Raw genomic sequence first — 24949 nt, forward strand, 5'->3', positions numbered from 1 at the left:
CCCAGATAGCCGAATTCCGGCCTGTGGTTGGCAGGAGGCCGGAGGAGGAGCAGGGGGCCTGTGGCTATCCGCCACGGCCCCTTGTATTGCTTGACTCTTATAACTCAACTAAATGACTATTTAGTTGAGTTATACTCAATTGTTATTAATGGGTGGAATGGGCTAGTCCACACCACACCTGAGTTCATAGGTGTTAAACAGAGGCTTTGCCAGCCTTTAGCAGAACCTGAAAAGCCTCTCCAGTAGCTTTCTCGGCCTCCTGGATTTGCGTAAGCATTGCCAACACATGCTCATTAATTTCTTCCTCGCTAGCGGAATCTGATAGATCACCCACCAGCAGGGACATACTTTTCAAAAGACTAACTTGAGATAAAGCAAAAGCGATTTTGTTGTTGGTCAACTCACTAAAAACGCCGGCTTTGTCTAGAAACTGTTGTGGCAAATCGAGCGGGATACGTGAGGCTCTGGATGCCAGATCCTTACGTGCTTCTTGGCTATTCAGCACGCTCACCAGATAGGATTGATCTCCGTTAGGAGGTACTACGGCACACCTGAATTTAGCAATTTCGACTTGAGTGGCTCCAATTGGCGTAATCATCATCTGGGCTAACAGCTGAGAGCCTGTAGACTGCTCACGTTTATTTTGAGACCAAACCATAAGCGGAATGACAGCAGCTATCACAGCTCCGATGGTAGCTAAAACAGTCCAAATCATACAATTTCCCCGGCAATCGTTGAAAGACAGTCCAACCTGTGGCGTCCGGCATTCAAGCACGCGGAGGTGTGCAGGCCAAGCAAGACAACGAAGGGAACAGAGACCTGATGCACTGACAGCAAGCCGCACTAGGTTGAGCCTGGCTTCAAATTTGGCCTCCAGACTCTCCCGCGTCTGCATAGGAAGCTTCGCATAATGTATATTATGTTAAATGATGTGCTATGTTAGAAATGTTCATGATGTCACCAGCCACCGAGAACCAGACTTTGCCTGAATTGACCATACACCCCTCGAATCAACCCGTTACGCTTCATCCCTCCAGTACCTCCTCCGATTCACCAGTCCCGCCGTCCCTGATTGCCCGGTTTGAAAACCATAATCCAGCAGCTAGAGATCCCATCTCAAATCTCATCGTCTAGTTCGACCATCGCTCTCGGTCTACTACTGAAACTGAGGCTTCACAGAACCGAGCTGACGACTGCCCAAGCTTAGTCTTCTGCCGTCATGCCTGCGGTTTGCTCGACGATCGGCACCATCGCGTGAATCGCCCTGGGTTTCGTAGACACCTCTTTGCCTTGTACTGAGGCCAATAAAGCTAGGTTTATGAACATCAATCGATGAACGGCCGCATTCGTTTCGAGGACTTTGAGTCCGCAATCTCCGGCCCGTGAGTGGCTTATGAACATATGAGAACGCCCACTTGTTAAACGAGGTGCCATGTTAATAATGTTCATGAGCCTCGTAAGGCACTGATGTGAGGATCGATAGGCACTCCAACAACAATTTGACGTGGAGCAGCAACGCTTGGAATTGAGACAACTGCGCTATTTCGTAAAAATCCTCGAACACGGCAGCTTGGGACGCGCAGCTCTTGAACTGGACGTCGGCGTATCAGCCCTTAGCCAACAGATCGCGAAACTTGAAAGTGAACTGTCAACCCGCCTCCTTAATCGCACTACTACTGGCGTCACACCGACCTGCTCCGGTATGGCGTTCCTGCACCATGCCCAGCTATGTTTGCGGCAAGCCGAAAATGCGATCATGGCCGCTCACCGTGGGCGAATGAGTGGATATGTCACCGTCGGAATGGCGCCCACGACTGCCACTGTTCTTGCCCTGCCATTGATCAATGCGATGCGAGAGCGCTACCCGGATATTCAATTGCACCTGGTCGAGATGCTGTCCGGGCATTTGGCCACGCAACTCAATGCTCGCCAGATCGACCTGGCCATTCTGTCTCAACTTGAAGGTGGTAAGCGCTGGAGCGTGACACCGCTGCTCGACGAGAAACTATTTGTCATCAGCGCACCGCACCTGCCCCACGCACCACAAGGAATCAGCGTGCAACTGTCGGATCTGGGGCAACTTCCACTGGTGATGCCGAGTGCGCAACACGGTTTGCGTTCTACGCTGATGGTTGCGTTTGAACGTTCGGGATTGGCTCCCAACATCATCATGGAAGTGGATGGCCTTGCCGTATTGATGAACACCGTACGCGCAGGTCATGCTGCCACCATCCAGCCCGGTGCGGCAGCGGCGCTCAAAGGTGAGTCGGGACTTTCAGTGGTGGAAATTTCCGATGCTCACGTAGGTCGACGGAACCTGCTGGCGACACTGCCTGATGATGAGCTGTCTCCCGCTGCTCTGGCGGCGCGACTGGTCATCACCGATGTCGCTCGACAGTTGGTCGTTGATCAACAATGGCCGGGAGCGTCGTGGATTGAGGACGTCGCGTCATGATCCCGGCGCACCCTCTTCCCGGTTTCCAATACTGGGGTATCCGCGCCAAAGCCTTTACGAAAACTAAACACCCAGATTCATTTCGCGCCTTTCGACAATAAGCTGACAGCTCTACCTTCTCCCCACTCGCGAGGAGCACTTCGTTCATGCCTCCTTGCGATTGAGGAGTGATGATGATCGATGTATTGGTGATTGGCGGTGGCAATGCCGCCTTGTGTGCAGCGTTGATGGCTCGAGAGGCCGGCGCTAGCGTCATGTTGCTGGAAGGTGCACCAAAAATCTGGCGCGGCGGCAACTCGCAACACACCCGAAACCTGCGCTGCATGCACGACGCACCGCAAGATGTGTTGGTCGATGCCTATCCCGAAGAAGAATATTGGCAGGATCTGCTGAAAGTCACCGGTGGGATTACCAACGAAAAGCTTGCACGTATTGTCATCCGCGCCTCGTCGAACTGCCGTGACTGGATGCGCTGCCATGGTGTGCATTTTCAGCCGTCGTTGTCGGGTGCCCTACATGTTGCGCGCACCAATGCGTTTTTCATGGGCGGCGGCAAAGCGTTAGTTAATGCGTACTTCCGCAGCGCCGAGCGGCTGGGCATCAAGATCCGCTACAACGCTCAAGTCACTGACATTGAGTTGAAGAGCGCAGAGTTCGTCGCGGCGTACATCGGTGAACGAGAGGTCGATGGTCAGCGTTTACCCGCCGAGCGTATTCAGGCCAAAGCCTGCGTTCTGGCAGCTGGCGGTTTCGAGTCGAACCGCGCATGGCTCCGCGAAGCTTGGGGTCAAAACGAGCGCGGAGAATGGCCCTCAGACAATTTTCTGATTCGCGGGACGCGCTTCAATACCGGCGTACTGCTTCGGCGCATGCAGAACCTGGGCGCCGATTTCATTGGTGACCCGACGCAAGCGCACATGGTGGCCATCGACGCCCGCGCGCCCCTGTATGACGGAGGTATCTGTACCCGTATCGATTGCGTATCGCTGGGCGTGGTGGTTAATCGCGACGGCGAACGCTTCTACGATGAGGGCGAAGACTTCTGGCCCAAGCGCTATGCGATCTGGGGGCGCCTGGTCGCGGGTCAACCCGGCCAACAGGCCTACTCGATCATCGACCAACAAGCCCTCGGACGGTTCATGCCGCCGGTATTTCCGGGCACTAAAGCCAACTCGCTGGAAGATCTGGCCCGCCGGTTGAAGCTTCCCGTTACGCAATTCGTCAAAACCATCGAGCAATACAACGCCGCCTGCCGCGTCGGCACGTTCGACCACACCGCGCTGGACAATTGCCACACCGAAGGTTTGACACCCGCCAAAACCCATTGGGCCCGCCCATTGGTAAAGCCCCCCTTCTGCGCCTACCCACTCAAGCCAGGCGTGACCTTCACCTATCTGGGGCTGGCTACCGACGATACCGCGGCCGTTCACTTCAACGGTGAGGCTAGCCCCAACCTGTTTGTCGCAGGAGAAATGATGGCGGGCAACGTATTGGGCAAGGGCTATACCGCCGGCATCGGCATGGCCATTGGTACCGCATTCGGTCGCATCGCCGGTGTGCAAGCCGCGGCTGCGGCCGGCTTCCTGACCCCTTCATCCACGGAGCCCCAACATGCAGCTGTTTGATCCCAAGGCACCGGGTAATTCGATTCCCGTACTCAACCTTGATGAAAGCGAAGTTCAGCGACAGATGAGTGTTTGCAATGCCTGCCGTTATTGCGAAGGTTTCTGTGCTGTATTCCCAGCCATGACGAGGCGTCTGGAGTTTTCTCAGGCGGATATCCATTACCTGGCGAACCTTTGCCATAACTGCGGTGCGTGCCTGCATGCCTGTCAGTACGCTGCCCCTCACGAATTCGGAATCAATGTGCCCAAGGCCATGGCCAAAGTCCGCCTCGACACTTATGCCGAGTACGCCTGGCCACAGGTGATGGGCAAGTTGTACCGGCGCAACGGGCTGGCGCTGGCGCTGGCATCCGGTGCGGGGTTGGCACTGTTCCTCTGCCTCACGCTGATGGTGATGGGCAATCTATTTACCGCAATGCCCGGGGGGAATTTCTACGGGATCTTCCCGCATAACACCCTGGCACTGATGTTCGGTGCGGTTTTCGGTTTCTCGGTACTTGCATTGACGATTGGCGTGCGGCGCTTCTGGCGCAACGTTTCACCGGCGGATGCCCCCCGGCAGGAAAAGACAGCCGCTGCACTGGAGGCCGCGGCCAACGTCGCCCGACTCAAATACCTGGACGGGGGTCATGGCGAGGGCTGCAATAATGCCGATGATCAGTTCACCCTATGGCGGCGGCGCTTGCACCACTTCACCTTCTACGGCTTCATGCTGTGCTTCGCCGCCACCGGTGTCGCCACGCTTTACCATTTCCTGCTGGACTGGTCGGCGCCCTACCCCGTTCTGAGCTTGCCGGTGATGCTGGGCATCGCAGGTGGAGTCGGCCTGCTGATAGGCCCCGCAGGTCTGTTGTGGTTGAACCTGCGTCGCAACCCTGAGCACGGCGACGAAAATCAGAAACCCATGGATCGTGGCTTTATCGCGCTGCTGTTTCTAGTCAGTGCCAGCGGCCTGGCACTCCTGGCGTTTCGCGAAAGCGCGGCCCTAGGCTTGATGCTGGCGATCCATCTCGGCCTGGTCATGGCGTTTTTCCTGACTATGCCCTACAGCAAATTCGCCCATGGCATCTTCCGCAGCGCCGCGCTGCTCAAGCACGCCATCGAAAAACGCCAACCCAGCCCGATCAACGGAGGTAGCGATTGATCGGCGATCCACTCATTCCAAAAACAATAGTGATCACCACGGTAGCCATGATGAAAACAACAACTCAAGACACCCGATCCAAGGGGTCGAAACTGGGCGCCATCCTGCGGGTCACTAGCGGCAATTTTCTCGGACAATTCGACTTCTTTTTGTTCGGGTTCTATGCAACTTACATCAGGGCTGATCGTGACGCTGTCGATCATGGCCGCGGGCACGGTCTTGATCGCCTTGGTTCCGGGCCAGCATAGGCCCTGACAAGTGCTGTGCAGGACGGCATCAAATTTTGAATTGCCCCAGCAAGCTTTGCAGGCGATTGCCGATCATATACATCTCATCGACTGTCTTGACCCCGAGCTGAGTCTGACCGGCTACGCTGTCAATTGCGCGCGCGATCTGATGCACCCCGCGGTTGATCTCTTCAGCCACTGAGGTCTGCTCCTGCGCAGCGCTCGCGATCTGTGCGTTCATCGCATTGATAGTAGCAATCAGTTCGACCGTATTGCCCAGAAATTCAGCCGCCTGATCGGCCTGAGCGTTAGCGCCTTGAGCGGCTTGAGTGGATTGGCGCATGGCACTGACTACGCCACCCGTAGTGCTCTTGAGACGCTCAACCATTGCCTGGATTTCCTGGGTACTGCGCTGAGTACGACTGGCCAGGGCTCGTACTTCATCTGCAACCACCGCAAACCCGCGCCCGGCAGCACCGGCACGGGCTGCTTCAATGGCCGCATTGAGTGCCAGAAGATTGGTCTGTTCAGCAATCGAGCGAATGACATCCAGCACGGTGACGATAGAAGCTACGTCGTTTTGCAGGCTCTTCATGGAGATACCACTCTCATCAAGCTCCACGGTCAGCGCCTGGATTCGAGTCATGCTGCCATTGACTATTTGCCCCGCGTGTCGGGACTGTCTGTCGATTTCGACGGCTGCGTCTGCAGCATTTTGCGCACTGACCGACACTTCCTGCGCTGCCGATGACATCTCGTTTATCGCCGCGGCCACCTGGTCGGCTTCCTGGCGCTGTTTATCCATAGTGCGGTCGATTTGCCTGCTCTGCTCGGCCACATGGCTCACAGATCCATTCAACTGCTCGCTCATGGCAACGATTTGGCTGACGAGGCTGTGAATCTTTTCGATAAACGCATTGAACGAACCGGCAAGTTGTCCCAGCTCATCTCGACTTACAAGCGGCAGACGCCTTGTCAGATCACCCTCACCCGCAGCGATTTCGTCAAGATGGATTCGGATCAGGGTCAGGGGACGCAAACTGCGCCTGACCAGCAGTAGAGTCAGTGCCCCAATAATGCCAATCAGTGCGGTAGCGGTGATGGCTATGCTGTACATCAAGTTGCGTACCCGTAGATCAACATCGGCCCGTACCTTGGCGACCTGAACCTCAATGCTGTCCAGGTTGACCGCGGTGACCACGATCATGTCCCACTTGGGCAAATAAAAACTGTATGCGAGCTTAGGCACCACCTTATCGGTGTTGACCACGCCACCTGAATAGTTGACGAAGTGAGTGTCATTTTTTGCCGCTGCAACCATTTCACGGTTCAAAAAAATCCCGTTGATGTCCTTGCGATCACTCATGTTAATGCCGACGCCTTCGCTGCTGTCACCACGAAACAGGCGTACAACCTGGCTGTCATACCCAATGAAATAACCGTCATCACCATACTTCACTTTCGACAAACGACTGATCGCCAAGGCTCGGCTGGTGGGATCTCCGGGAGCTGCCCGATCATAAAGCTCGGCTACAGAAGTGCGAGCAATGCTCGCGTAATCCTTGAGCCGTATGCGGCTGTCCTCAAGCAGTCGCTCGCGGGTGTGAGCGACTTCTTGCTCAGCCTGGGACTGCAAAGTGCCGCGGGTGCTCAAACCTAAAACCAGAGCAAACAACATCACTGGTAGTAAGGTCAGCAACAGTATTTTGGTTTTGAATGACATCGTTGAAATCCTTCACCCAATCCTATGCAGCCGCCACTGAAGAGGCGGCCTGCGAACATCGCGAGGCCGCGATCAGGGAATCACCAGAGCGCGATGTCGTAGGTAAAGTAGATCCGGTTGCTGTCACGGCCACGGGAATAATCAGAGCGATAAACGTAGTTACGCAACCGCACCCCCAGACCTTTGAAGGTACCTTGTTGCACGATGTAAGCCAGTTCAGCGTCACGCTCCCACTCTTTGACCGTGGTGGTGGACTTACCATCGTTGCCGCTCAGATAACGGGTGGAGAACGTTAGGCCCGGCACGCCGAGGGCAGCAAAGTTATAGCCGTAATTAAGCATCCAGGTTTTTTCATCCTCCTCGACAAACTTACCTATCCCGGCGTTGCTGAACGAGTAGACAGTCGCACCACTGATGAAGGGCAAACCGGCATCGCCGCTGAGGGTCTGGTACCCACCACCGAAAGTATGGCCGGAGATAGCGTAGGACAGTTGTCCGCTCAGCATGTTGTTGTCGATCTTGCCACCGTAGGCCGAGCCGGTATCGACACTGTTGAAGTAGCGCAAATCACTGGTCAGCACACCGCCGCCCAAGGGTAGGTCGTGCTGGATACCTGCAAAATTCTGACGGTAAAAGTTTTCCAGTTCGCCGTAGAAGTAACTCAAGCGGACGTTTTTCCCCAGCTTGTATTCGGCCCCTGCGTAGCTGAAGTCCCCTGATTTATCACCGCCATAACCGTCGGGCACAATCGGCATGCTGTCGGTGGAATCGCGCAGTTTGAATCGATCCAGGTAGCCGCCGGTGAGGGTGAGGTTCTCGATGTCCACGCTACTGACCTGTGTGCCTTGATACGTTTGCGGCAACAGACGCGCATCGTTGTAGATCAGCACCGGAGTCTTGGGTAGCAAGGTGCCGTATTTGACCGTGGTCTTGGCCAGCTGGGCCTTGGCAGTCATGCCTAGACTTGCGAACTCGTCAGCCGCTCGACCGTCATCATGGACGGGCAACAAGCCCGTGCCGCTGCGGCCACGACCGGAGTCGAGCTTGACCCCGAGCAGGCCAAGGGCATCCACACCAAACCCAATGGTGCCGGGGGTAAATCCCGATTGGTAATCCAACAGAAATCCCTGGGCCCACTCGGTTCGCTCGCTCTTCGCCGTCCTTGCCGATTTGGTACTCAAGCCATGCTCGTCGCGGAAATTCTCATTGAAATAGACGTTGCGCAATTGCAGCTTGAGCTTGCTGTCGTCGATAAAACCTTCAGCGCTAACGCTGGCCAATGGCAAAAGTGCAAGAAGAGGGAATGAAACGCCACGGGTAAACAAAGTCTTCATAGCGAACTACTCATTGTTGTTATTTAGAGTGCAGGACAGCGCGCGCCTCACTGGCGAGGCACGTCAGGAAAAAGCAGGTGGTTTTGGGGAATCAGGTGAAGAGACTGATCGCCCCGGTCAGCAGGGCTAGCGCGGTAATCACCAGGGAAGTGAGCACCGCCCATTTGACGGTGGCTTTCTGGAAGTCGCCGATATCGCGATCAACCATACCCACCAGCAACAGGGTTGAAGCTACCAACGGACTCATCAGGTGTACTGGCTGGCCGAGAATCGATGCACGGGCGATCTCCACCGGATCAATGCCATAGGCCGCAGCGGCATTCGCCAAGATGGGCACCACACCGAAGTAGTAAGCATCGTTGGACAGGACGAAGGTCAGCGGCATGCTGGTAATCGCCACTACCAGCGGGAACAGATGCCCCCAGGACGGTGGAATCCAGTCAACCAGGGTTTGCGCCAGAGAGTCGACCATCTTGGTGCCCGAGAAGATCCCGGCAAAGATACCGGCGGCAAACACCAAAAGTACGACGGTCATGGCGTTGCCCGAATGGGCAAGGATGCGTTCCTTCTGAATATCCAGTTGCGGATAGTTGATCATCAGCGCCAGTACGAACCCGATCAGGAACAGGATCGCGGAATGCATGATCCCCATCACCAGTGCGACCATCACCGCGATAACCAACAACAGGTTAACGTAGGCCAGTTTCGGTCGCTTGTGCGGAGTGTCTTCAAGAATCGCCTTGATGTAGCAATCTCCCCCGCCGCTTTCCAACTGGATATTTCCGATCCGTTTGCGTTCCGCACGGCCCAGCAAAAACGCGGTGAACACCACCCACATAGCACCGCCAATCATGGTCGGCAGCAAGGGAACGAAGTAGGCACCGGCATCCAGGCCCAACGCCGCGATCGCCCGGGTCGCTGGGCCACCCCAAGGGGTCATACCACTCATGATGCTCAGAGAAAGCATGGCAATGGTCGCCAGAATCATCGGATTCATCCCGATACGTTTGTATAGGGGAAGCATTGCCGCGCAGGTAATCATGTAGGTGGTGGTGCCATCACCGTCCAGGGCAACCAGCAGCGACAGCAACGCTGTGCCGACAGCGATTTTCATCGGGTCGCCGTTGACGCGCTTGAGGATCTTGCGAATCAGCGGGTCGAACAGGCCGGCGTCGATCATCAAGCCAAAAAACAAGATCGCGAACAGCAGGAGAGCGGCCGAAGGAGCGACCATTTTCAAGCCATCGAGCATCATCTTGCCGGTAGTGCCACCGAAGCCTCCAATGACGGCAAAGACAATCGGCACCACCGTCAGGGCGACTATCGGTGACAACCGTTTGGTCATTATCAGGACGGTGAAGACCACCACCATGGCCAAGCCAAGCAATGCGAGCATAGGTAAGTTCTCTTGTTCTTATGAGTAGCGTGGCCGACGCACAGGCGCACGACCCCGTACCCGCCAGACGGCACGATCAACGGTGCCTGGCGGGGGTATTCATTGAGGTATTTAGGGGGCTTGATTCAGCCGTGACCGGTCAGACGTGTTCCGTAACCTTCAGGCCATCCCAGTTTTCGCTCTGGGCTTGGGTTGGGGTCGCTGCGGGCGAAGGTTTGCCGTCCAGTGTCCGCATCAGTGTTTCGCGATCGCAGGCATTCTCCGAGATGGACATCACTACGGTGGCCACGGCGTTGCTTGCCAGACTGGTCAAAGCCCGGGCCTCTGACATGAAGCGGTCGATGCCGATCAGCAGGGCAAGGCCGGCCAAGGGAATGTCATGGATGACAGTCAGTGTCGAAGCCAGCGCGACAAAACCGGAGCCGGTGACGCCTGCCGCGCCCTTCGAGGACAACAGCATGATTGCCAGCATGGTCACGGTCTGCGTCAGGCTCAGCTCAATGTTGCAGGCCTGAGCAATGAACACCGCTGCCAGCGAGAGGTAGATCGCCGTACCGTCGAGGTTGAACGAATAACCCGTTGGCAGCACCAGCCCCACCACACCTTTTTTGCAACCCAGGGCTTGCAGCTTTTCCAACATCCGTGGCATCACAGGCTCGGTGGAGGAAGTCCCCAGCACCACCAGGAATTCTTCGCGCAAGTAGCGCAGCAACTTCCAGAGACTGAAGCCATTCGCCCGGCAAATGCTCCCCAGCACCACAAAGACGAAGAAGGCACAGGCGATGTACAAGGTCATGATCAGCTTGGCCAACGAGCCCAACGAGGTAATACCGTACTGGCCCACGGTGAAGGCCAAAGCGCCAAAGGCACCGATCGGAGCGAAGCGCATCAAGTAGGAGAAGATCTTGAACACCATGTGCGAGGCGGATTCCAGTACATCCAGTACCGGCTTGCCACGCTCACCTATGGCCGAAAGCGCAAAACCGCAAAGCACCGCGATGAACAACACCGGCAGCACTTCACCTTTATTGAAAGCACCGATGAATGTGTCGGGGATGATGTGCATGAAAAACTCGACCACGCCCAGCTTCGCGGCGGAATCGGTGTACTGCGACAGGCCCTTGGTGCTCAACTGGGTGGGGTCAATGTTCATGCCCACACCGGGCTTGAACAGGTAGACCGCCACCAGGCCGATGATCAGACTGATCACGGTTAGCGCCAGGAACAACAGCATGGTCTTGCTCAACAGACGCCCGAGGGAGTGTTTGTCGCTCATGCCGGCGATACCCGTGACGATGGTGCAGAACACCACCGGAGCGATCATCATCTTGATCAGCTTGATGAAGGCATCACCTAGCGGTTTCAAGGCAATGGCCTGTTGTGACCAAAAATGCCCAACCAGCACACCCAACAGCACGGCGAAGAGAATCTGGAAGTAGAGCGATTTTACAACTTTCATGGCATCACCCATTTTTAGAATTGTGCTGATGCAATAACGGCAATGACTAGGGAAATTATCCGGCAAGTCGTTGGGAAGCCGCGGCGTAGACAAAACCGGAGAACAACCGGCGCGATGTACGCACCACCGAAGCACGAATTGTCTCACCCTGATCGCCGGTGTAGGACAATACGACATCTATCCCGCCACTTGGATGTTCAATGCGTACTTGCTTCAAGCGTGGCTCGCTAACCCCGCCGAGCAATTGCGCGACCACACTGCCTTCAGTGACACAAGCGGTGGCAAGGCCGATGGAGCCGGTGATCGCCAAGGCCCGGTGGCAGTTGTGTGGCATGAAGTAGCGCACTTGGATTGTGCCGCCAGCCTTGGCCGGTGACACCAGTACTGGCTTGGGAATCACTTTGTCGCTGACATCACCCAGGCCCATTGCCAGGCCGGCTTGCAGTCGCAAGGACTCCAGGCGACGCAGGAACTCTTTGTCGGCATCCAATTCAGCAGGACTTTCATCACCACGTTTACCCAGTTGGCCGGCTTCGACAATCATCATTGGCATCGCCATGTCGATGCACGTCACCGCAATACCGTCGATCACATCCTGTGTTTGACCCGTCGGGAACAGTTTTCCGGTCTTGCTGCCTGCAGCGTCGAGAAAGGTCAGTTGCACAGGCGCGGCGGTACCTGGCACACCATCGATGGCGGTATCGCCTTCATAGCTGACCTTGCCGCCTGGGGTCTGGACTTCGGCGTTCACAAACGTCCCGGTGTTGAGGTTGCGAATACGCACGCAGGTCAGGTCTTTGCCGGCCTTTACCAACCCCTGCTCGATGGCGAAGGGGCCAACAGCGCAGAGCATGTTGCCGCAATTGGGCGCGGTGTCGACTCGACGCTGGGAAACCATAACTTGAACGAACAGATAGTCGACATCGGCGTCGGGATGCAGCGACGGGCTGACGATCGCCACCTTGCTGGTTTGTGGGCTTCCGCCACCGATGCCGTCAATTTCCAGCTCATGGCCGGAACCCATCAGGTTGAGCAGCAGCTCATCACGTTCTTCGATCGCAACAGGTAGATCCCAGGCGAGAAATACCGGGCCCTTGGAAGTACCACCGCGCATGAGCACACAGGGAATTCGTTGCATGAATACTGACTCTTATTGATCAATCGGGGTAATTGATGTGCTGAGAGCAAGAGTCGCAGGCTTTGAAAATTGTTTCCAATGCAAATATCAGCCTGATTATTGCGTTTAACGAATGAAGATTCTAGGATTCCCAGGCGCAACCACCCTCGTCTGCTGAGATAAAAAAGTGAATTATGAACTCAATGACATCCGATCTTTCGTGAAGATCGCAGAGCTTGGCAGCTTTCACGAAGCTGCCGATGCATTGCATCTCTCTCAACCGGCGTTGAGCCGGAGAATGAAAAAACTGGAAGAGGGATTGGGAACAGCGCTTCTTGATCGCACCACCAGAAGGGTCAGCCTCACCAGCGTGGGGCGAGATTTCCTGCCCAAGGCACGACGCTTACTGGATGATTTCGATGACTCGATACTCAACATCCGAGAGCTGGCGGAGCGCCAGAGCGGCCGGGTAACCCTCGCCTGCATCCCAACCGCAGCCTTCTACTTTCTGCCATCGGTCATCCGCCTCTACAACGAGCGCTATCCACAAATTCGCATTCGCTTGCTTGACCTGAGTGCGAACGAAGGACTGGAGGCTGTCCTGCGTGGCGAAGCCGACTTTGGCATCAACATGATGAGCGGCCAGCACCCGGACATAGAGTTCGTACCTTTGGTCAACGAACCTTTTGTCCTGGCGTGTCGACGCGATCATGAGTTGGCCAAACGAAGCGCCGTCACCTGGTCTGAACTCAGTAATTACCGCCTGATCGGAGTCGGTCGTCTGAGCGGCAACCGCATGTTGCTTGACCACGCTTTGTCGGGCTTGAGCTGGCGTCCACAGTGGTTCTATGAGGTGCAACACCTATCAACGTCGCTGGGTCTGGTAGAGGCTGGATTAGGCGTATCGGCAATGCCGAGCCTCGCAATGCCTGCTGTGGATCATCCAACATTGGTGAGCGTCCCGTTGATAGAGCCCGTGGTTAACCGATCGTTGGGACTGGTCTACCGAAGAGGCGCCTCCCTCTCCCCGGCTGCGGAAAAATTCGTCTCGATACTGCTGGAACAGTGGGAGAAATAACCTCACCCTTCCCGCTGGCCTGAGTTGAGATAGGTGATTGAACATTGCTTCGCACACTATGCTGCGGCAGCTATTGGCGGTGCAGATAAAAAGAACTTTCATCGAATCGTCCCAACTGTTGATTAGCAGCAGGTGGCAATACGCTGAGGACGATCACCCATGTCGTCTAGACAGGTGGAGCTGTCACTCAGCCATTGACGATTAGCTTCCAATGTCGCCATCAGGATCTCGCGCACCCAATTCGGCAGGCTCGGATGCAGCCGGCAATAGACCCATTGACCTTGGCGACGATCCTCCAGCAAACCACAAATGCGCAGCTGGGCCAGATGGCGAGATACCGTAAGCGTCTACCCAAGTCACCTTGCGTGACTCAGGTAAGAACCCGCTGAATCGGCAACCTCATCAGCGCAGAGGTCGACGGTCAGTCAGCGCTGTGACATACACAACATATTTTGTTGCCATCGGGGTCTCTGATGTAAGCACCGTAATAATCCGGAGAGTACTGAGGACGCAGCCCTGGTGTGCCTTCGTCTGATGCCCCGTTAGCCATAGCGATCGCGTAGAAGTCATCAACCTGCGCCCGCGTTTGGGCTTCGAACGCAACCATCAACCCGTTACCTGGTGTCGCGCGTTCGCCATTTAGCGGGCTATAGATACAGAACGCCGTACCTGAGTCAGTCGTACTTTGGGTGAATAGAGCGCGTTCAGGATTGTGCTTGAGGGCAAGCAACGTGATGCCTAGCGGTGCGAGTAGCCGCCCATAGAAGATTGTCGCACGGGCGAGGTCGTTAGTGCCGATTGTGACATGGCTGAACATGAGGCGCTCCGATGGAATTAGGGTATGCGTCTACCCAACTTACCTTGTGTAAGTTAGGCCGGCACCCATTGATGCGGTAAAAGGTTACCGATTTCACTCGCTCGCTGGTCGGCACGCGCGTAAGGACGTCCTTCAAATAGGCGTACGGTTCATGCCCGTTGAGCCGCCCCGACTGGATCAAACTCATGATCGCCGCTACCCGCTTGCCGCTGCGCAACGATCCTACAAAGAGCCAGTTCTTGCGTCCCAACGCCCACGGCCGGATCTGGTTCTCCGCTCAATTATTGTCAATGGATACGGCCTCGTCATCGAGATGGCGCGATAGCGTCGTCCAGCATTTCAGGCTGTAATCCAGTGCTCTGCTGATAGAGGCGTGGTTCTTGTGCTGACGAAGCGTCACCGCCGCTCCGCCCTTGATCGGGGCTGAGGGAGTCGCAGCACACTAAGCCTCCATCGTAAGGAGACGACCCCACATGAAGGACACACCTAGCCTCCCCCCTGATTATCCTCGATGTTCAGGATGCCATTGATCGCCCGGTTTGGGATGGCAAAAGCCATCCTGGTTATTTGTCCGTGATCCAACGTCTTCTGCGCCACTGGCGATCAAATGGCTGGTCAGTCCTTCATGTAAAGCATGATGAAAAGAATCCCACCTCCAGCTATCACGTTCATGGCCCCTGGAATGGAATCAAAAAAGAGGTGGCTCCGGTAGAAGGCGAGGCTGTCATCATCAAGCATGAGAACTGCGAATTCATAGGTAACTACCCCTACGTTGAAGCACAGAGAAACTCATTTGCTTGAAACACCGACGGAGTACATTTGTACTCCTTCTCATGTGGCGTCATCGTCACATGAGTTTTGCCACTCTTTCACCGATCCATTGGCTTTGATCGAGGTGCGCAGTGCTCCGAGCTCTGCCTCAGACCGTTCGAGTTGCACCTGCAAATCCCCCTCCCTGCGCTGTGCTACTGCTGCGACCAAATGGGCTTCGATCGCCTCTTTTGTCTTCGTCTCAAGCTGCTGGGCGATCAACTCCCTTGCACCTTCTGCGCGCGCAGCCGTAGAACTGAGCCATCGATGTGGAATGCGTGTACCAGAATCAAGAGTCGTTACTGAACCCAAACCAGAAGGAACAGTCGCCTCATAACTAACGCCGTTCACAGGCAGCAATCGGCCGATTCTGTTGAAAAAGTCGGATTTTCAGATCGCCTGAACCCGGGCACGACCACCTCCGGAGAACCGATTCACCACATTGAGTGGTTTTTCGGACCTTCGTTGGAAACGAGAAATATTGCAGCCTGCGGCGACTCAGTAGTAACGTCGCGGATCGGAATCGATCAGGCTGGCCAGTTTGGTCAGGGCAAAGCGCAGTTCGTCCTGGCTGGTGGGCGACATCAACACCAGTCGCACACAACGGGTGCTCCCGGACCGTTCAGCCTGGAACTGGGTGCCACTGAGCACTAGCACACCGTTGGCCCGGGCGAGCATGCTGAATTCGTCACTGGTCCAGGGTTCGGGCAGCGTCAACCAGACGTGGTACGAATAGGGCTGGGTCTTGAGCTCGAAATTGGCAAAAATTTCCCGGGCAATCGCTTGCCGCCCGGAGGCTTCGTTGCGCTGGATGCGGATCAGCTTTTTGTCCAGGCCCTCGGTGATCACATTGCTGGCCAGTTGCGCAGTCAACGGCGACGGCATCCAGACGCTGCTGCGCACCATCGAGGTCAGGCGCGACAGCAGTTTCGGCGGACTATAGATATAGCCGATGCGAAGCGCCGGCATGACCGACTTCGACAGGCTGGTCAGGTACACCGAACGATCCGGCGCAAACGCCGACAGCGGCTTGATCGACGGATCGGTGGCGAGGAAGCCATAAATGTCATCGTCCAGGATGATGAAATCGAACTCTTCGGCCAGTGCCGCAATTTGGGCCCGACGTTTTTGCGACATGATCGCCGCCGTCGGGTTCTGGCAGGTCGCCACGCAAACCAGCATCGCCGGTTTCTCTCGCAGGCACAGTTCGCGCAACGCTTCGGGAATGATGCCTTCGTCGTCCATCGGCACACCACGCAGGCGGCGCTCAAGGCCATGGGCCATGGAAATGATGCCGGGGTAGCAAAGCTCTTCACAGAGCACCAGGTCACCGGCGTTGGTCAGGGCGCTCATCGCGACCATCAAGCCATGCTGGGCCCCGGCCGTAATCACCACTTGCTGCCATTGCGCATCGGGAAACGAATGGCGCAACCACTGCGCACCCGCCTCGCGATGTGCCGGATGACCGCCGTCCGGCGCGTAATCCAGGGTTCTAGCGAAATCGGTGCTCTTGGCCATATCCACCAGAGCGCCGCGCAACCAGTATTCCAGGGTTTCGCCGTAGGGCTTGATGATTGAAAGATCGATTAATTCGGATTGCCCCAGATTCAGCGGCGCGGCGCTATTGCTCGCCGGCAGTTCCAGCTGCTTCTGGTTGAGCACATAAGTACCACGCCCCACTTCCCCCTGAACCAGACGACGTCGATGGGCTTCGCTATAGGCCCGACTGATGGTGCCCGGTGTGACATTCAGCGTGGTGGCCAGCTCCCGAAGGGTCGGCAGGCGATCACCTTCGTTCAACACGCCGTTGCTGATATCGCGCGCCAACGCGTCGGCAATCGACAAGTACATCGGCTGGCTGAACTCGCTTAGCTGGGGAACCCACATGAATGATCACTGCCAATCGTAGAAATGATGAATATGCGAGCATATCACATGGAGGTTAGGCAATTAATAAATCGGTCAAATCAAGACATTGAGTCGATTGAATCGATTTTTGAATCGCTATGCATCGTAATGGGAATATATTTCTATTTTAGTAAATAATCATATAAATCAATTGTTTAGCTACACCATAGCCAAAAAAAAGGCGCTGATAGCAAAAATATGCCTCGCAACAATCACCCAGCCTATTGAATCAACTCAATTCTTTCAAATACACTCGCCTCCAATCGCATCAATCGAGTCAATCCTCCCCTGATAACTGCGCGCCTCTGCCGCGCCAAGTCGAGACATCATGGACGCACTCAGAAAGGATCTATCCCTGTCAGCCGTCATTGCGGGCTTTATCGCCGTGATCATTTCCTATGCCGGCCCCCTAATCATCGTGTTTCAGGCAGCCAAGGAAGCGCACCTGCCCAATGACGTGGTGTCTTCGTGGATCTGGGCCATTTCCATTGGCAGCGGGATTACCGGCCTGCTCCTGAGCTGGCGTCTGAGGATTCCGGTGATCACGGCGTGGTCGACACCGGGCGCAGCATTGCTGGTGTCGATGCTGCCCACCGTCACCCTGCCCCAGGCCATAGGCGCCTATGTGGTGGCGTCGGTGATCATTGCCTTGATCGGTTTGTCCGGGGCGTTCGACAAACTGATGAGTCGCCTGCCCAAAGCCATCGCAGCAGCCATGCTCGCTGGCATCCTGTTCCGCTTCGGCGCTGAACTGTTCACTTCGATCAAGCTGCAACCGGCGCTGGTGCTGTCAATGATCGCGGTTTACCTGATCTTCAAACGCTTTTCGCCGCGCTACGCGATTCTGTCGGTACTGATTGTCGGCTGCGCCGTGGCCGCCTCGTTCGGTGAACTCAACAGCAGCTCGATCACCATCGTAGTGGCCCACCCAGTCTTCATCGCCCCTGAATGGAGCTGGCACGCAATCATCAACATTGGCCTGCCGCTGGCACTGGTGACCTTGACCGGTCAGTACGTGCCGGGCATGGCCGTGTTGCGCACCTCGGGCTACAACACGCCGGCGCGCTCGATCATTTCGGTCACCGCGATTGGCTCGATCCTGATGGCACCGTTCGGCTCCCACGGCTTTAATTTGGCAGCCATTACCGCCGCGATCTGCACCGGCCGCGAAGCCCACGAAGACCGCGACAAACGCTACATCGCCGGGATCGCCTGCGGGGTGTTCTACATTCTGATGGGCACCTTCGGCGCGACCCTGGCCTCGGTGTTTTCCGCGCTGCCGAAAGAGTTGATTGCTTCCCTCGCTGGCTTGGCCTTGTTCGGCGCGATCAGTGCCGGGCTGACCGGCGCCATGGTCGACGAAAAACAACGGGAAGCAGCGCTGATCACTTTTCTGGTGACGGCCTCGGGCATGAGTTTCCTAGGCTTGGCCGCCGCGTTCTGGGGGTTGATCTTCGGCCTTGTGGCGCATTTCGTACTGACCTACACCCGGGAAAACAGAGCGGCCGCCATCGCCGAGGGCAGCCGACCATGACGGCACAAACAGGAACAGCAACTGGCCTATCACACCACTGGCCGTTCGGCGGCAATCTCGATGGAAAGCTAGCGGCTTGAAAGACACCTCCATTTTTCTCTCCGGCTCGACCGCAAGCCAGTCACGAGGGCTGCGACATCACGTGCCTGCGCCGTCGGCCGAAGCACTTACTTAAGGAATCACACCATGAGCCTGCAAAATTTCGACCCCGCCATCGCACGCCTGATCGACCGCGAACGCAATCGCCAGGAAACCCACCTGGAGCTGATCGCTTCAGAAAACTATGTCAGCGAAGAAGTGCTCCAGGCACAGGGCTCGGTGCTCACCAACAAGTACGCCGAAGGCTATCCAGGTAAGCGTTACTACGGGGGTTGCAAGGTCGTCGACGAGATCGAAAACCTGGCCATCGAACGCGCCCGCAAACTGTTCAACTGCGAATACGTCAACGTTCAGCCGCACTCCGGGTCCCAGGCCAACCAAGCGGTTTTCCTGGCGGTACTTGACCCCGGAGACACGATTCTAGGCATGTCCCTGGCCCACGGCGGTCACCTGACCCACGGCGCCTCCGTGAATTTTTCCGGCAAATTCTACCGGACGTTTTCCTATGGACTGGAGAAGGAAACCGAGACGCTCGATTACGAAGAAATGGAAGCCCTGGCCAGGGAGCACCGGCCGAAGATGATCATCGCCGGGGCCTCGGCGTATTCCCGGACCATCGACTTCCAACGCTTTCGCAACATCTGCGATGAAATCGGCGCTTACCTGATGGTGGACATGGCGCACTACGCCGGACTGATCGCTGCGGGCGTATACCCGTCGCCGGTCGGAATCGCTGACTTCATCACCTCCACCACCCACAAAACCTTGCGCGGCCCGCGCGGCGGTTTAATTCTGGCCAAGGCGCAATACGCCGCCCTGCTCGACAAGACGATTTTCCCGGTTTACCAAGGTGGCCCGCTGATGCACGTCATCGCCGCCAAAGCCGTGGCGTTCAATGAAGCCTTGGACGATGGGTTCAAGTTTTACCAGCAGCGGGTGATCAACAACGCCAGGACCATGGCCGACATCCTGACCCGGCGGGGGTTGCGAGTGGTGTCCGGCGGCACCGACTGCCACATGTTCCTGCTCGATCTTCGCTCGATGAACATCACCGGCAAAGATGCCGAAGCACTGCTGGAAAGCGCCCACATCACGCTGAACAAGAACGCGATTCCCAATGACCCGCAGAAACCGGCGATCACCAGCGGCATTCGCATCGGCACGCCGGCGCTGACCACGCGTGGCTTTGGTGAAGCGGAATGTGCCGAAGTGGCGAACCTGATCGCCGACCTGCTGGAACAGCCGAACAACGCGACGCGGCTGGATAACACCCGGCGCCGGGTAATGCATTTGTGTGAATGTTTTCCGGTGTATACGCTGAGCTGATTGCTGGAGGAGTCCGCGGTTTACCTAGCCAAGAGACTCTGGCGATCGCGCTTGACGACATCTGAAAATTTCTCGACGGCCGGTTATGCCGCTGGCCTGGCGCGCGCCGCTGCTTACGTCGTAACTGGCCACCTGGGTAGCGAGCCTTCCGAGACACTGGCCTGCGTCATTGACGTCCCAGCAATGCGATGTCGGCTACGGCCTGGTTTGCGATGCTGAGGGCAAGCTCATCGACGGGCTTCAGTTGCGCTCAGCCAACCAAGAGCACGGTGTGGCGTCTTTCGAGGAAGGCCAAAAGGTAGAAATCGAGCAGCAGTTTCCTATTGGAACCCGGCTGCGTATTCTGCCCAACCATGCCTGCGCCACGGGTGCTCAATACCAAGCCTACGAGGCTTTGGAGGAAAATGGAGAGATCAGCCATTGGTCTCGCCTAAACGGATGGTGAGGATCAATTACACAGATCTGAATCCGTTACAGCCGACAGCCGCAGCCGGCTACGGCCATTTTTGGAGTTATCAGGTGCGCACAGCTTGCTGCGGAGTAATGCCGCCTCCAGGATGATATTAAGATCTGTGAAGCCGCAGAGCGCGGGAGGGATCAAGCGCCAACCTGGCTTTGCTGATTTGCTGTGCCAGCCTCTTCCAGCACTTTGCCGTACCATTCCAGCAGCATTTTGCCTCTCTCACATGCCACACGCTCATGCCTAGACATCTGAGCGAGAATCTCAACCGCTGCAACCTCAGGCTCTTCTGTCGCTCGATAGGTCAGATAACCAACGAGGAGTGCGTGCACCTCCTGCTGAATGTCATCGTAGAAGGCGGAAAGCTGGCCACCAGAGCTGTACCATCGGCCCTGCCCCTGACTTCCATCCTGAAACGTTAATACGGGAGTTTGGAAAATCTCACCTCCCCAACTGCATCCGGGCGATATGCCATTCTTGATCACCTAAGCCTTCTTGAAGGACATCCAGTGGATGGGGCTTAGCGCTGCAATCCTCTAGCGGCAAGCCCGTAGCCCCCGATGGGTTTCATCTAACTCCCAAGAGTACATCGTCATACGTCGTACCGGAGGTTACTGGAGTGATGAATCCTTTTCCGATGTTGGCAAGGAGCGTTTAGGCTGAAGCCAAAGCTTCCTCCTCCGAGTGATCAATGGCTTCTTCAATCTCAAGCTGATGGCGCGTCCACTCTGCGGCGATGGCAGGATTCTCGAGGATCTGCTGCTCGATGCGCTGAGTCTCTTTGAACTCAAGCGCCTTGGCGCTCATCGTCCATTGCGTCTCGACTCGCAATTGCTCGAGCTCAGCGCGGATGGCAGGCAGCCCAATGCGGAAGAATTCCTTGCGCGGATTGACCTTGTTCACCTGCTCCCGCAGGAAGTGACGGTGCAGCTGTTTTTCAAGGCCAGGTGCATCGTCGCTGAAGATCATGGCGTGGACGTCGAACTCGAAGGGCACGCTGGCATCGCCGAGCTCGCGCACCCGGTCCAGCGGTTCGAGCCGGCGCGTCATGCCGATTTTGAACACCTGCTCTCCGAACGAGCCGATGTTGGAAATGATGTAAACATGGCCTGCACGTGTTTGCTGCGCCATGGAGAGCGCGCGCTGGTTCTTGTCCTCGGCAGCCTGTAACTGCTCTTGGAGAAGAGCCAGCCGAGCCTCGAATTCGGCACGCTCAACGGCGCTGGCGGCGGCAACTTGCTCCTGTGCTTTCTCCAGGGCTTTGCGCAAGGTGGCCTCTTCTTTAGCGGCATCCTTGATCGCTCGCTCATACTCCCGGCGAGCCTTCTCTTCCTCGCGGATCTGCTCGCGCAGTTGACGTTGCTCTTCACGCTCCTGGTCTTTGAGCAGCTTTGTCGTTACCGCCCAACGCAGCTCCTCCAGGCGGGAGTTCATATACTCCTCTGTGATCCGCGCGTTGCGAAACGGTGCTCCATTGAGGTTGACCAAGGCAGCGGCATCGCGGATCTCTTGCTCAAGCTTGCCGTGATTGTCAGATTTGGAACGAGAAAGGATGGAGTCGACCTTTCCGTTGAATGCGTCTACGACGAACCGAACCGCGGTATCGCGACGGTTTGCCTCAACATAATCACACGCAGCCGCCCTTCCCGCCTTGACCATGAAACGCGTGAAGTCCCGAGCTGCTTTGAGCTTCTGACCAGCCTCAGTGAAGCCGAATTCTTCCGCCAGGTCGTCCAGGAGGTTGTAGGTCGGCACGATGTACGCGTCGCCATACCCTTCTACGACATTCTTCATGGCCTGGGCTGCATCAGCGTAATGTTTGGCTTTGCCCATAGCGGCCAAGGCATCCCCAGCCACCTGCTCGGCACGTTCTTGGGCATCGGCAATGATCTTGGCGGCATCAGCAATGGCCTGCTGCAGTCGGCTCTCAGCTTGATTCACCTTTGACTGTGCTTGCTGCAAGAGCTGATCGCGCTCCAGCCTGGTTTTCATGTCGGAGACGAAACCTGAATCGTACATTGCCGTCATGGCTAACCGCCACCACCCTTGATCGGAGAGACCCAACGGGGAACATCCATTCCCCTCAGTGCCATCGCAAGGCAATTGCTGGAGATCAAGCATGTTATTGCTTTTATCGGCGCCGCCGTATCTGCTTGGAGCGGCATTTCCACCCATGATCACCACACAGTTCGCTACACCGATCGGCGCAGAGGGTTTGTTCATTACCACTGATGCGTATAAGTCGCCGTCAACACCGTACCCGGCGCTGGCAGGTGGCTGGTGTTGTTGCTGTTACGCATCAGTTGACTGTAGAGCGGATCTGGCGTCGACGCTCGCTACGGAGACCCGTTCACCGAAACGTCGGCGAACATGATCCACCAGCTCGTCATAATGGCGAACCAATGTTGCCAGGAGTGGGGGTTTGCTAGGCTCGACCTGCACGATGACCTGCGCGAAGGGGGGAGCGAATGCCTGGAAGGAAGGCGTGGTCGCGCAGCATAAATGCGAATACTTTACATTTAAAGCAAATACAACAATCTCTGCTCAACGATGTCCATCATCACTCGGAAACCGCCATGCTTCAGATTTTTGAACGACGCCTCGACCCTTTCCCGCCCGACGAAGTACCACCCCCGCCGGTGGGCCTGTTGCGCTTTATGTGGGCCTGCACGCGCGGCGCGCGTGGCTATGTGCTTGCGCTCGCGCTGCTCAGTGCCAGTGTGTCGATTTACGAAGCCTGGTTGTTCTCCTTTCTTGGCCAGGTCGTCGACCTGCTCTCGTCCTGGCAGGCAGGCGGCGCTGCCGACGGCCAGGAACGTCGCGTGCTCTGGGGTATCGCTATCGTGCTGTTTAGCAGCATTGGGCTGGTGGCGCTGCGCACCCTGGTGCAGCACCAGATACTGGCGATCAATCTACCGCTGCGATTGCGCTGGGACTTCCATCGCCTGATGTTGCGGCAAAGCCTTTCGTTCTTTTCCGATGAGTTCTCCGGCCGGGTGACCACCAAGGTGATGCAGACGGCACTCGCCGTGCGCGAAGTGCTGTTCACGGTGATCGAGATCGCCCCCGGGATCGGGGTGTATTTCATCGCCATCATCGCCCTGGCCGGTGGCTTCGCCCTGAAGCTGATGCTGCCTTTCATTGCCTGGGTCGCGTTGTTCGGGCTGGCCATGCTGTACTTCGTGCCGCGCCTGGGGCAAGTCGGGCAGGAACAGGCCCATGCGCGGTCATCGATGACCGGTCGCATCTCGGACGCCTACACCAACATCACCACGGTGAAACTGTTCTCCCACTCCAAACGTGAGGCGCACTTCGCGCGTGCGGCGATGGAGGATTTCAAGCAAACCGGCTTTCGCCAGATGCGCCTGGTCAGCCAGTTCGAGATCGTCAACCAGATGCTGGTGGTAGCACTGATTGTGGGCGCAGGCGGCTATGCCCTGTGGTTGTGGCACCAGGGTGAAGTCGGTACCGGGGCGGTGGCGGCGATTACCGCCATGGCCCTGCGCATCAATGGCATGTCGCACTGGATCATGTGGCAAATGACTTCACTGTTCGAGAACATCGGCACCGTTCAGGATGGCATGGCCACCCTCACCCGTGGCCCCAAGGTGCAGGATGCGCCGAACGCGGGTGTGCTGCAGACACGCGGCGGCGCGGTGAGCTTCGACAATGTAAGCTTCAACTACAACGGTGAGCGCCAGGTGCTCGATGACCTGAGCCTGAAGATACGCGCAGGTGAAAAGGTCGGCCTGGTGGGTCGCTCCGGCGCCGGCAAGTCCACGCTGATCAACCTGCTACTGCGCTTTTACGACGTGGACAAGGGGGTGATCCGCATCGATGGACAAAACATCGCCGAGGTAACGCAAGACAGCCTGCGCAGCGCCATCGGCATGGTCACTCAGGATACCTCCCTGCTGCATCGCTCCATTGGCGACAACATCGCCTATGGCCGTCCCGATGCAACCGATGTGCAAATTCGCACTGCCGCGATCCATGCCCAGGCCGATGGCTTTATCAACCAGCTGAGCGACAAGCAGGGCCATCGCGGCTACGACACCCTGGTGGGTGAGCGCGGCATCAAGCTCTCGGGCGGCCAGCGCCAACGCATTGCCATTGCCCGGGTGATGCTCAAGAACGCCCCGATCCTGCTGCTCGACGAGGCCACCAGCGCGCTGGATTCCGAGGTGGAAGTCGCTATCCAGGAAAGTCTCGGCGAAATGATGGAGGGCAAGACCGTCATCGCCATCGCCCACCGGCTGTCCACCATCGCGGCTATGGACCGGCTCATCGTCATGGATGAGGGGCGCATCATCGAGCAAGGTACGCACGCCGAATTGCTCGGCAGGAACGGCACCTATGCTCGCCTGTGGCAGCACCAGAGTGGTGGGTTTCTGGGCGAGGATCAGGGGCTGGCCCAAGCCGTGGAGTAGTCATGGC

Annotated in this window: 20 protein-coding genes and 6 pseudogenes; 10 read left to right on the top strand and 16 right to left on the bottom strand. The window is 56.8% G+C overall.

Annotation, left to right across the window (positions count from 1 at the left end):
- Positions 1–193: 193 nt before the first annotated feature.
- Entirely contained in the window at positions 194–715 is a 522-nt protein-coding gene (locus KHO53_RS23840; protein ID WP_213571038.1) for a hypothetical protein, read from the bottom strand.
- Positions 716–1519: 804 nt separating this feature from the next.
- On the opposite strand from KHO53_RS23840, the gene KHO53_RS23845 reads away from it, so the two are divergent.
- The 4 genes from KHO53_RS23845 to KHO53_RS23860 all read left to right on the top strand — a co-directional run bounded on the left by KHO53_RS23845 (position 1520) and on the right by KHO53_RS23860 (position 5472).
- Positions 1520–2455: a LysR family transcriptional regulator gene (locus tag KHO53_RS23845; protein WP_010220063.1), complete on the top strand. Its 936-nt coding sequence runs from the start codon at positions 1520–1522 to the stop codon at positions 2453–2455.
- Positions 2456–2628: 173 nt separating this feature from the next.
- Positions 2629–4080: an FAD-dependent tricarballylate dehydrogenase TcuA gene (tcuA, locus tag KHO53_RS23850; protein ID WP_213571040.1), complete on the top strand. Its 1452-nt coding sequence runs from the start codon at positions 2629–2631 to the stop codon at positions 4078–4080.
- Positions 4067–5224 (top strand): tricarballylate utilization 4Fe-4S protein TcuB, encoded by a 1158-nt coding sequence (gene tcuB / locus KHO53_RS23855; RefSeq protein WP_213571042.1) that lies wholly within the window; start codon positions 4067–4069, stop codon positions 5222–5224. The genes tcuA and tcuB overlap by 14 nt, the downstream gene beginning before the upstream one ends.
- On the top strand, positions 5221–5472 hold the full coding sequence (locus tag KHO53_RS23860) for a hypothetical protein (protein ID WP_502937795.1): 252 nt from the start codon (positions 5221–5223) through the stop codon (positions 5470–5472). The genes tcuB and KHO53_RS23860 overlap by 4 nt, the downstream gene beginning before the upstream one ends.
- Before the next feature lie 28 nt (positions 5473–5500).
- Here KHO53_RS23860 and KHO53_RS23865 read toward each other — a convergent pair whose 3' ends face one another.
- The 5 genes from KHO53_RS23865 to KHO53_RS23885 all read right to left on the bottom strand — a co-directional run bounded on the left by KHO53_RS23865 (position 5501) and on the right by KHO53_RS23885 (position 12501).
- Positions 5501–7174 (bottom strand): methyl-accepting chemotaxis protein, encoded by a 1674-nt coding sequence (locus KHO53_RS23865; protein ID WP_213571044.1) that lies wholly within the window; start codon positions 7172–7174, stop codon positions 5501–5503.
- Between the two features lie 80 nt (positions 7175–7254).
- Positions 7255–8508 carry an OprD family porin gene (locus KHO53_RS23870; RefSeq protein WP_036997213.1) on the bottom strand — a complete coding sequence of 418 codons (1254 nt, stop codon included), beginning with the start codon at positions 8506–8508 and terminating at the stop codon, positions 7255–7257.
- Between the two features lie 91 nt (positions 8509–8599).
- On the bottom strand, positions 8600–9904 hold the full coding sequence (locus tag KHO53_RS23875; RefSeq protein WP_010220068.1) for a CitMHS family transporter: 1305 nt from the start codon (positions 9902–9904) through the stop codon (positions 8600–8602).
- A gap of 139 nt (positions 9905–10043) precedes the next feature.
- Positions 10044–11375 (bottom strand): dicarboxylate/amino acid:cation symporter, encoded by a 1332-nt coding sequence (locus KHO53_RS23880; protein ID WP_100783057.1) that lies wholly within the window; start codon positions 11373–11375, stop codon positions 10044–10046.
- Positions 11376–11418: 43 nt separating this feature from the next.
- Entirely contained in the window at positions 11419–12501 is a 1083-nt protein-coding gene (locus KHO53_RS23885; RefSeq protein WP_010220072.1) for a 4-oxalomesaconate tautomerase, read from the bottom strand.
- 166 nt (positions 12502–12667) lie between these two features.
- On the opposite strand from KHO53_RS23885, the gene KHO53_RS23890 reads away from it, so the two are divergent.
- Positions 12668–13558 carry a LysR family transcriptional regulator gene (locus KHO53_RS23890; RefSeq protein ID WP_010220074.1) on the top strand — a complete coding sequence of 297 codons (891 nt, stop codon included), beginning with the start codon at positions 12668–12670 and terminating at the stop codon, positions 13556–13558.
- Between the two features lie 9 nt (positions 13559–13567).
- Here KHO53_RS23890 and KHO53_RS23895 read toward each other — a convergent pair.
- The 4 genes and pseudogenes from KHO53_RS23895 to KHO53_RS23905 form a co-directional block, all read right to left on the bottom strand.
- Positions 13568–13660 (bottom strand): annotated as a pseudogene (locus KHO53_RS23895) (arsenate reductase/protein-tyrosine-phosphatase family protein); the annotation flags it as partial.
- A gap of 20 nt (positions 13661–13680) precedes the next feature.
- Positions 13681–13896, bottom strand: a pseudogene (locus KHO53_RS25740) (metalloregulator ArsR/SmtB family transcription factor); the annotation flags it as partial.
- 83 nt (positions 13897–13979) lie between these two features.
- The gene (locus KHO53_RS23900; RefSeq protein ID WP_010220075.1) at positions 13980–14375 is read right to left on the bottom strand and encodes a VOC family protein; all 396 of its coding nucleotides are present in this window, start codon (positions 14373–14375) and stop codon (positions 13980–13982) included.
- 53 nt (positions 14376–14428) lie between these two features.
- Positions 14429–14736: pseudogene (locus tag KHO53_RS23905) on the bottom strand (IS66 family transposase); the annotation flags it as partial.
- Positions 14737–14848: 112 nt separating this feature from the next.
- Between KHO53_RS23905 and KHO53_RS23910 the strand changes: the two are divergent.
- Positions 14849–15134 (top strand): annotated as a pseudogene (locus KHO53_RS23910) (isochorismatase family protein); the annotation flags it as partial.
- Positions 15135–15206: 72 nt separating this feature from the next.
- Here the strand turns inward: KHO53_RS23910 and KHO53_RS23915 are convergent.
- Both KHO53_RS23915 and KHO53_RS23920 read right to left on the bottom strand, forming a co-directional pair.
- Positions 15207–15407 carry a hypothetical protein gene (locus KHO53_RS23915; RefSeq protein WP_100783058.1) on the bottom strand — a complete coding sequence of 67 codons (201 nt, stop codon included), beginning with the start codon at positions 15405–15407 and terminating at the stop codon, positions 15207–15209.
- Between the two features lie 276 nt (positions 15408–15683).
- Complete coding sequence (locus KHO53_RS23920) at positions 15684–17072, bottom strand: aminotransferase-like domain-containing protein (RefSeq protein WP_010220077.1); 1389 nt, start codon at positions 17070–17072, stop codon at positions 15684–15686.
- Between the two features lie 349 nt (positions 17073–17421).
- Between KHO53_RS23920 and KHO53_RS23925 the strand changes: the two genes are divergently transcribed.
- The 3 genes from KHO53_RS23925 (at position 17422) to KHO53_RS23935 (ending at position 20497) form a co-directional block, all read left to right on the top strand.
- The gene (locus tag KHO53_RS23925) at positions 17422–18627 is read left to right on the top strand and encodes a benzoate/H(+) symporter BenE family transporter (protein WP_213571046.1); all 1206 of its coding nucleotides are present in this window, start codon (positions 17422–17424) and stop codon (positions 18625–18627) included.
- A 186-nt stretch (positions 18628–18813) separates the two neighbouring features.
- Complete coding sequence (gene glyA, locus KHO53_RS23930; RefSeq protein WP_010220079.1) at positions 18814–20052, top strand: serine hydroxymethyltransferase; 1239 nt, start codon at positions 18814–18816, stop codon at positions 20050–20052.
- 169 nt (positions 20053–20221) lie between these two features.
- Positions 20222–20497 (top strand): type III PLP-dependent enzyme domain-containing protein, encoded by a 276-nt coding sequence (locus KHO53_RS23935; RefSeq protein ID WP_244993519.1) that lies wholly within the window; start codon positions 20222–20224, stop codon positions 20495–20497.
- Positions 20498–20649: 152 nt separating this feature from the next.
- Here KHO53_RS23935 and KHO53_RS23940 read toward each other — a convergent pair whose 3' ends face one another.
- From KHO53_RS23940 to KHO53_RS25745, 4 genes and pseudogenes are all read right to left on the bottom strand, one after another.
- The gene (locus tag KHO53_RS23940) at positions 20650–20997 is read right to left on the bottom strand and encodes a hypothetical protein (RefSeq protein ID WP_100783060.1); all 348 of its coding nucleotides are present in this window, start codon (positions 20995–20997) and stop codon (positions 20650–20652) included.
- 169 nt (positions 20998–21166) lie between these two features.
- A complete protein-coding gene (locus KHO53_RS23945; RefSeq protein ID WP_249684652.1) occupies positions 21167–22735 on the bottom strand; it encodes an SNIPE associated domain-containing protein in 1569 nt (522 codons plus the stop codon).
- Positions 22735–22830, bottom strand: a pseudogene (locus KHO53_RS26085) (hypothetical protein); the annotation flags it as partial. The pseudogene KHO53_RS26085 and the gene KHO53_RS23945, both read right to left, overlap by 1 nt.
- Before the next feature lie 28 nt (positions 22831–22858).
- A pseudogene (locus KHO53_RS25745) lies at positions 22859–22954 on the bottom strand (RNA polymerase sigma factor); the annotation flags it as partial.
- Positions 22955–23088: 134 nt separating this feature from the next.
- Between KHO53_RS25745 and KHO53_RS23950 the strand changes: the two are divergent.
- A complete protein-coding gene (locus tag KHO53_RS23950) occupies positions 23089–24942 on the top strand; it encodes an ABC transporter ATP-binding protein (protein WP_213571048.1) in 1854 nt (617 codons plus the stop codon).
- The last annotated feature ends 7 nt before the right edge of the window (positions 24943–24949 follow it).

Origin of the sequence: Pseudomonas sp. RC2C2 (assembly GCF_018390435.1) — a bacterium.
Taxonomy (GTDB): Bacteria; Pseudomonadota; Gammaproteobacteria; order Pseudomonadales; family Pseudomonadaceae; genus Aquipseudomonas; species Aquipseudomonas donghuensis.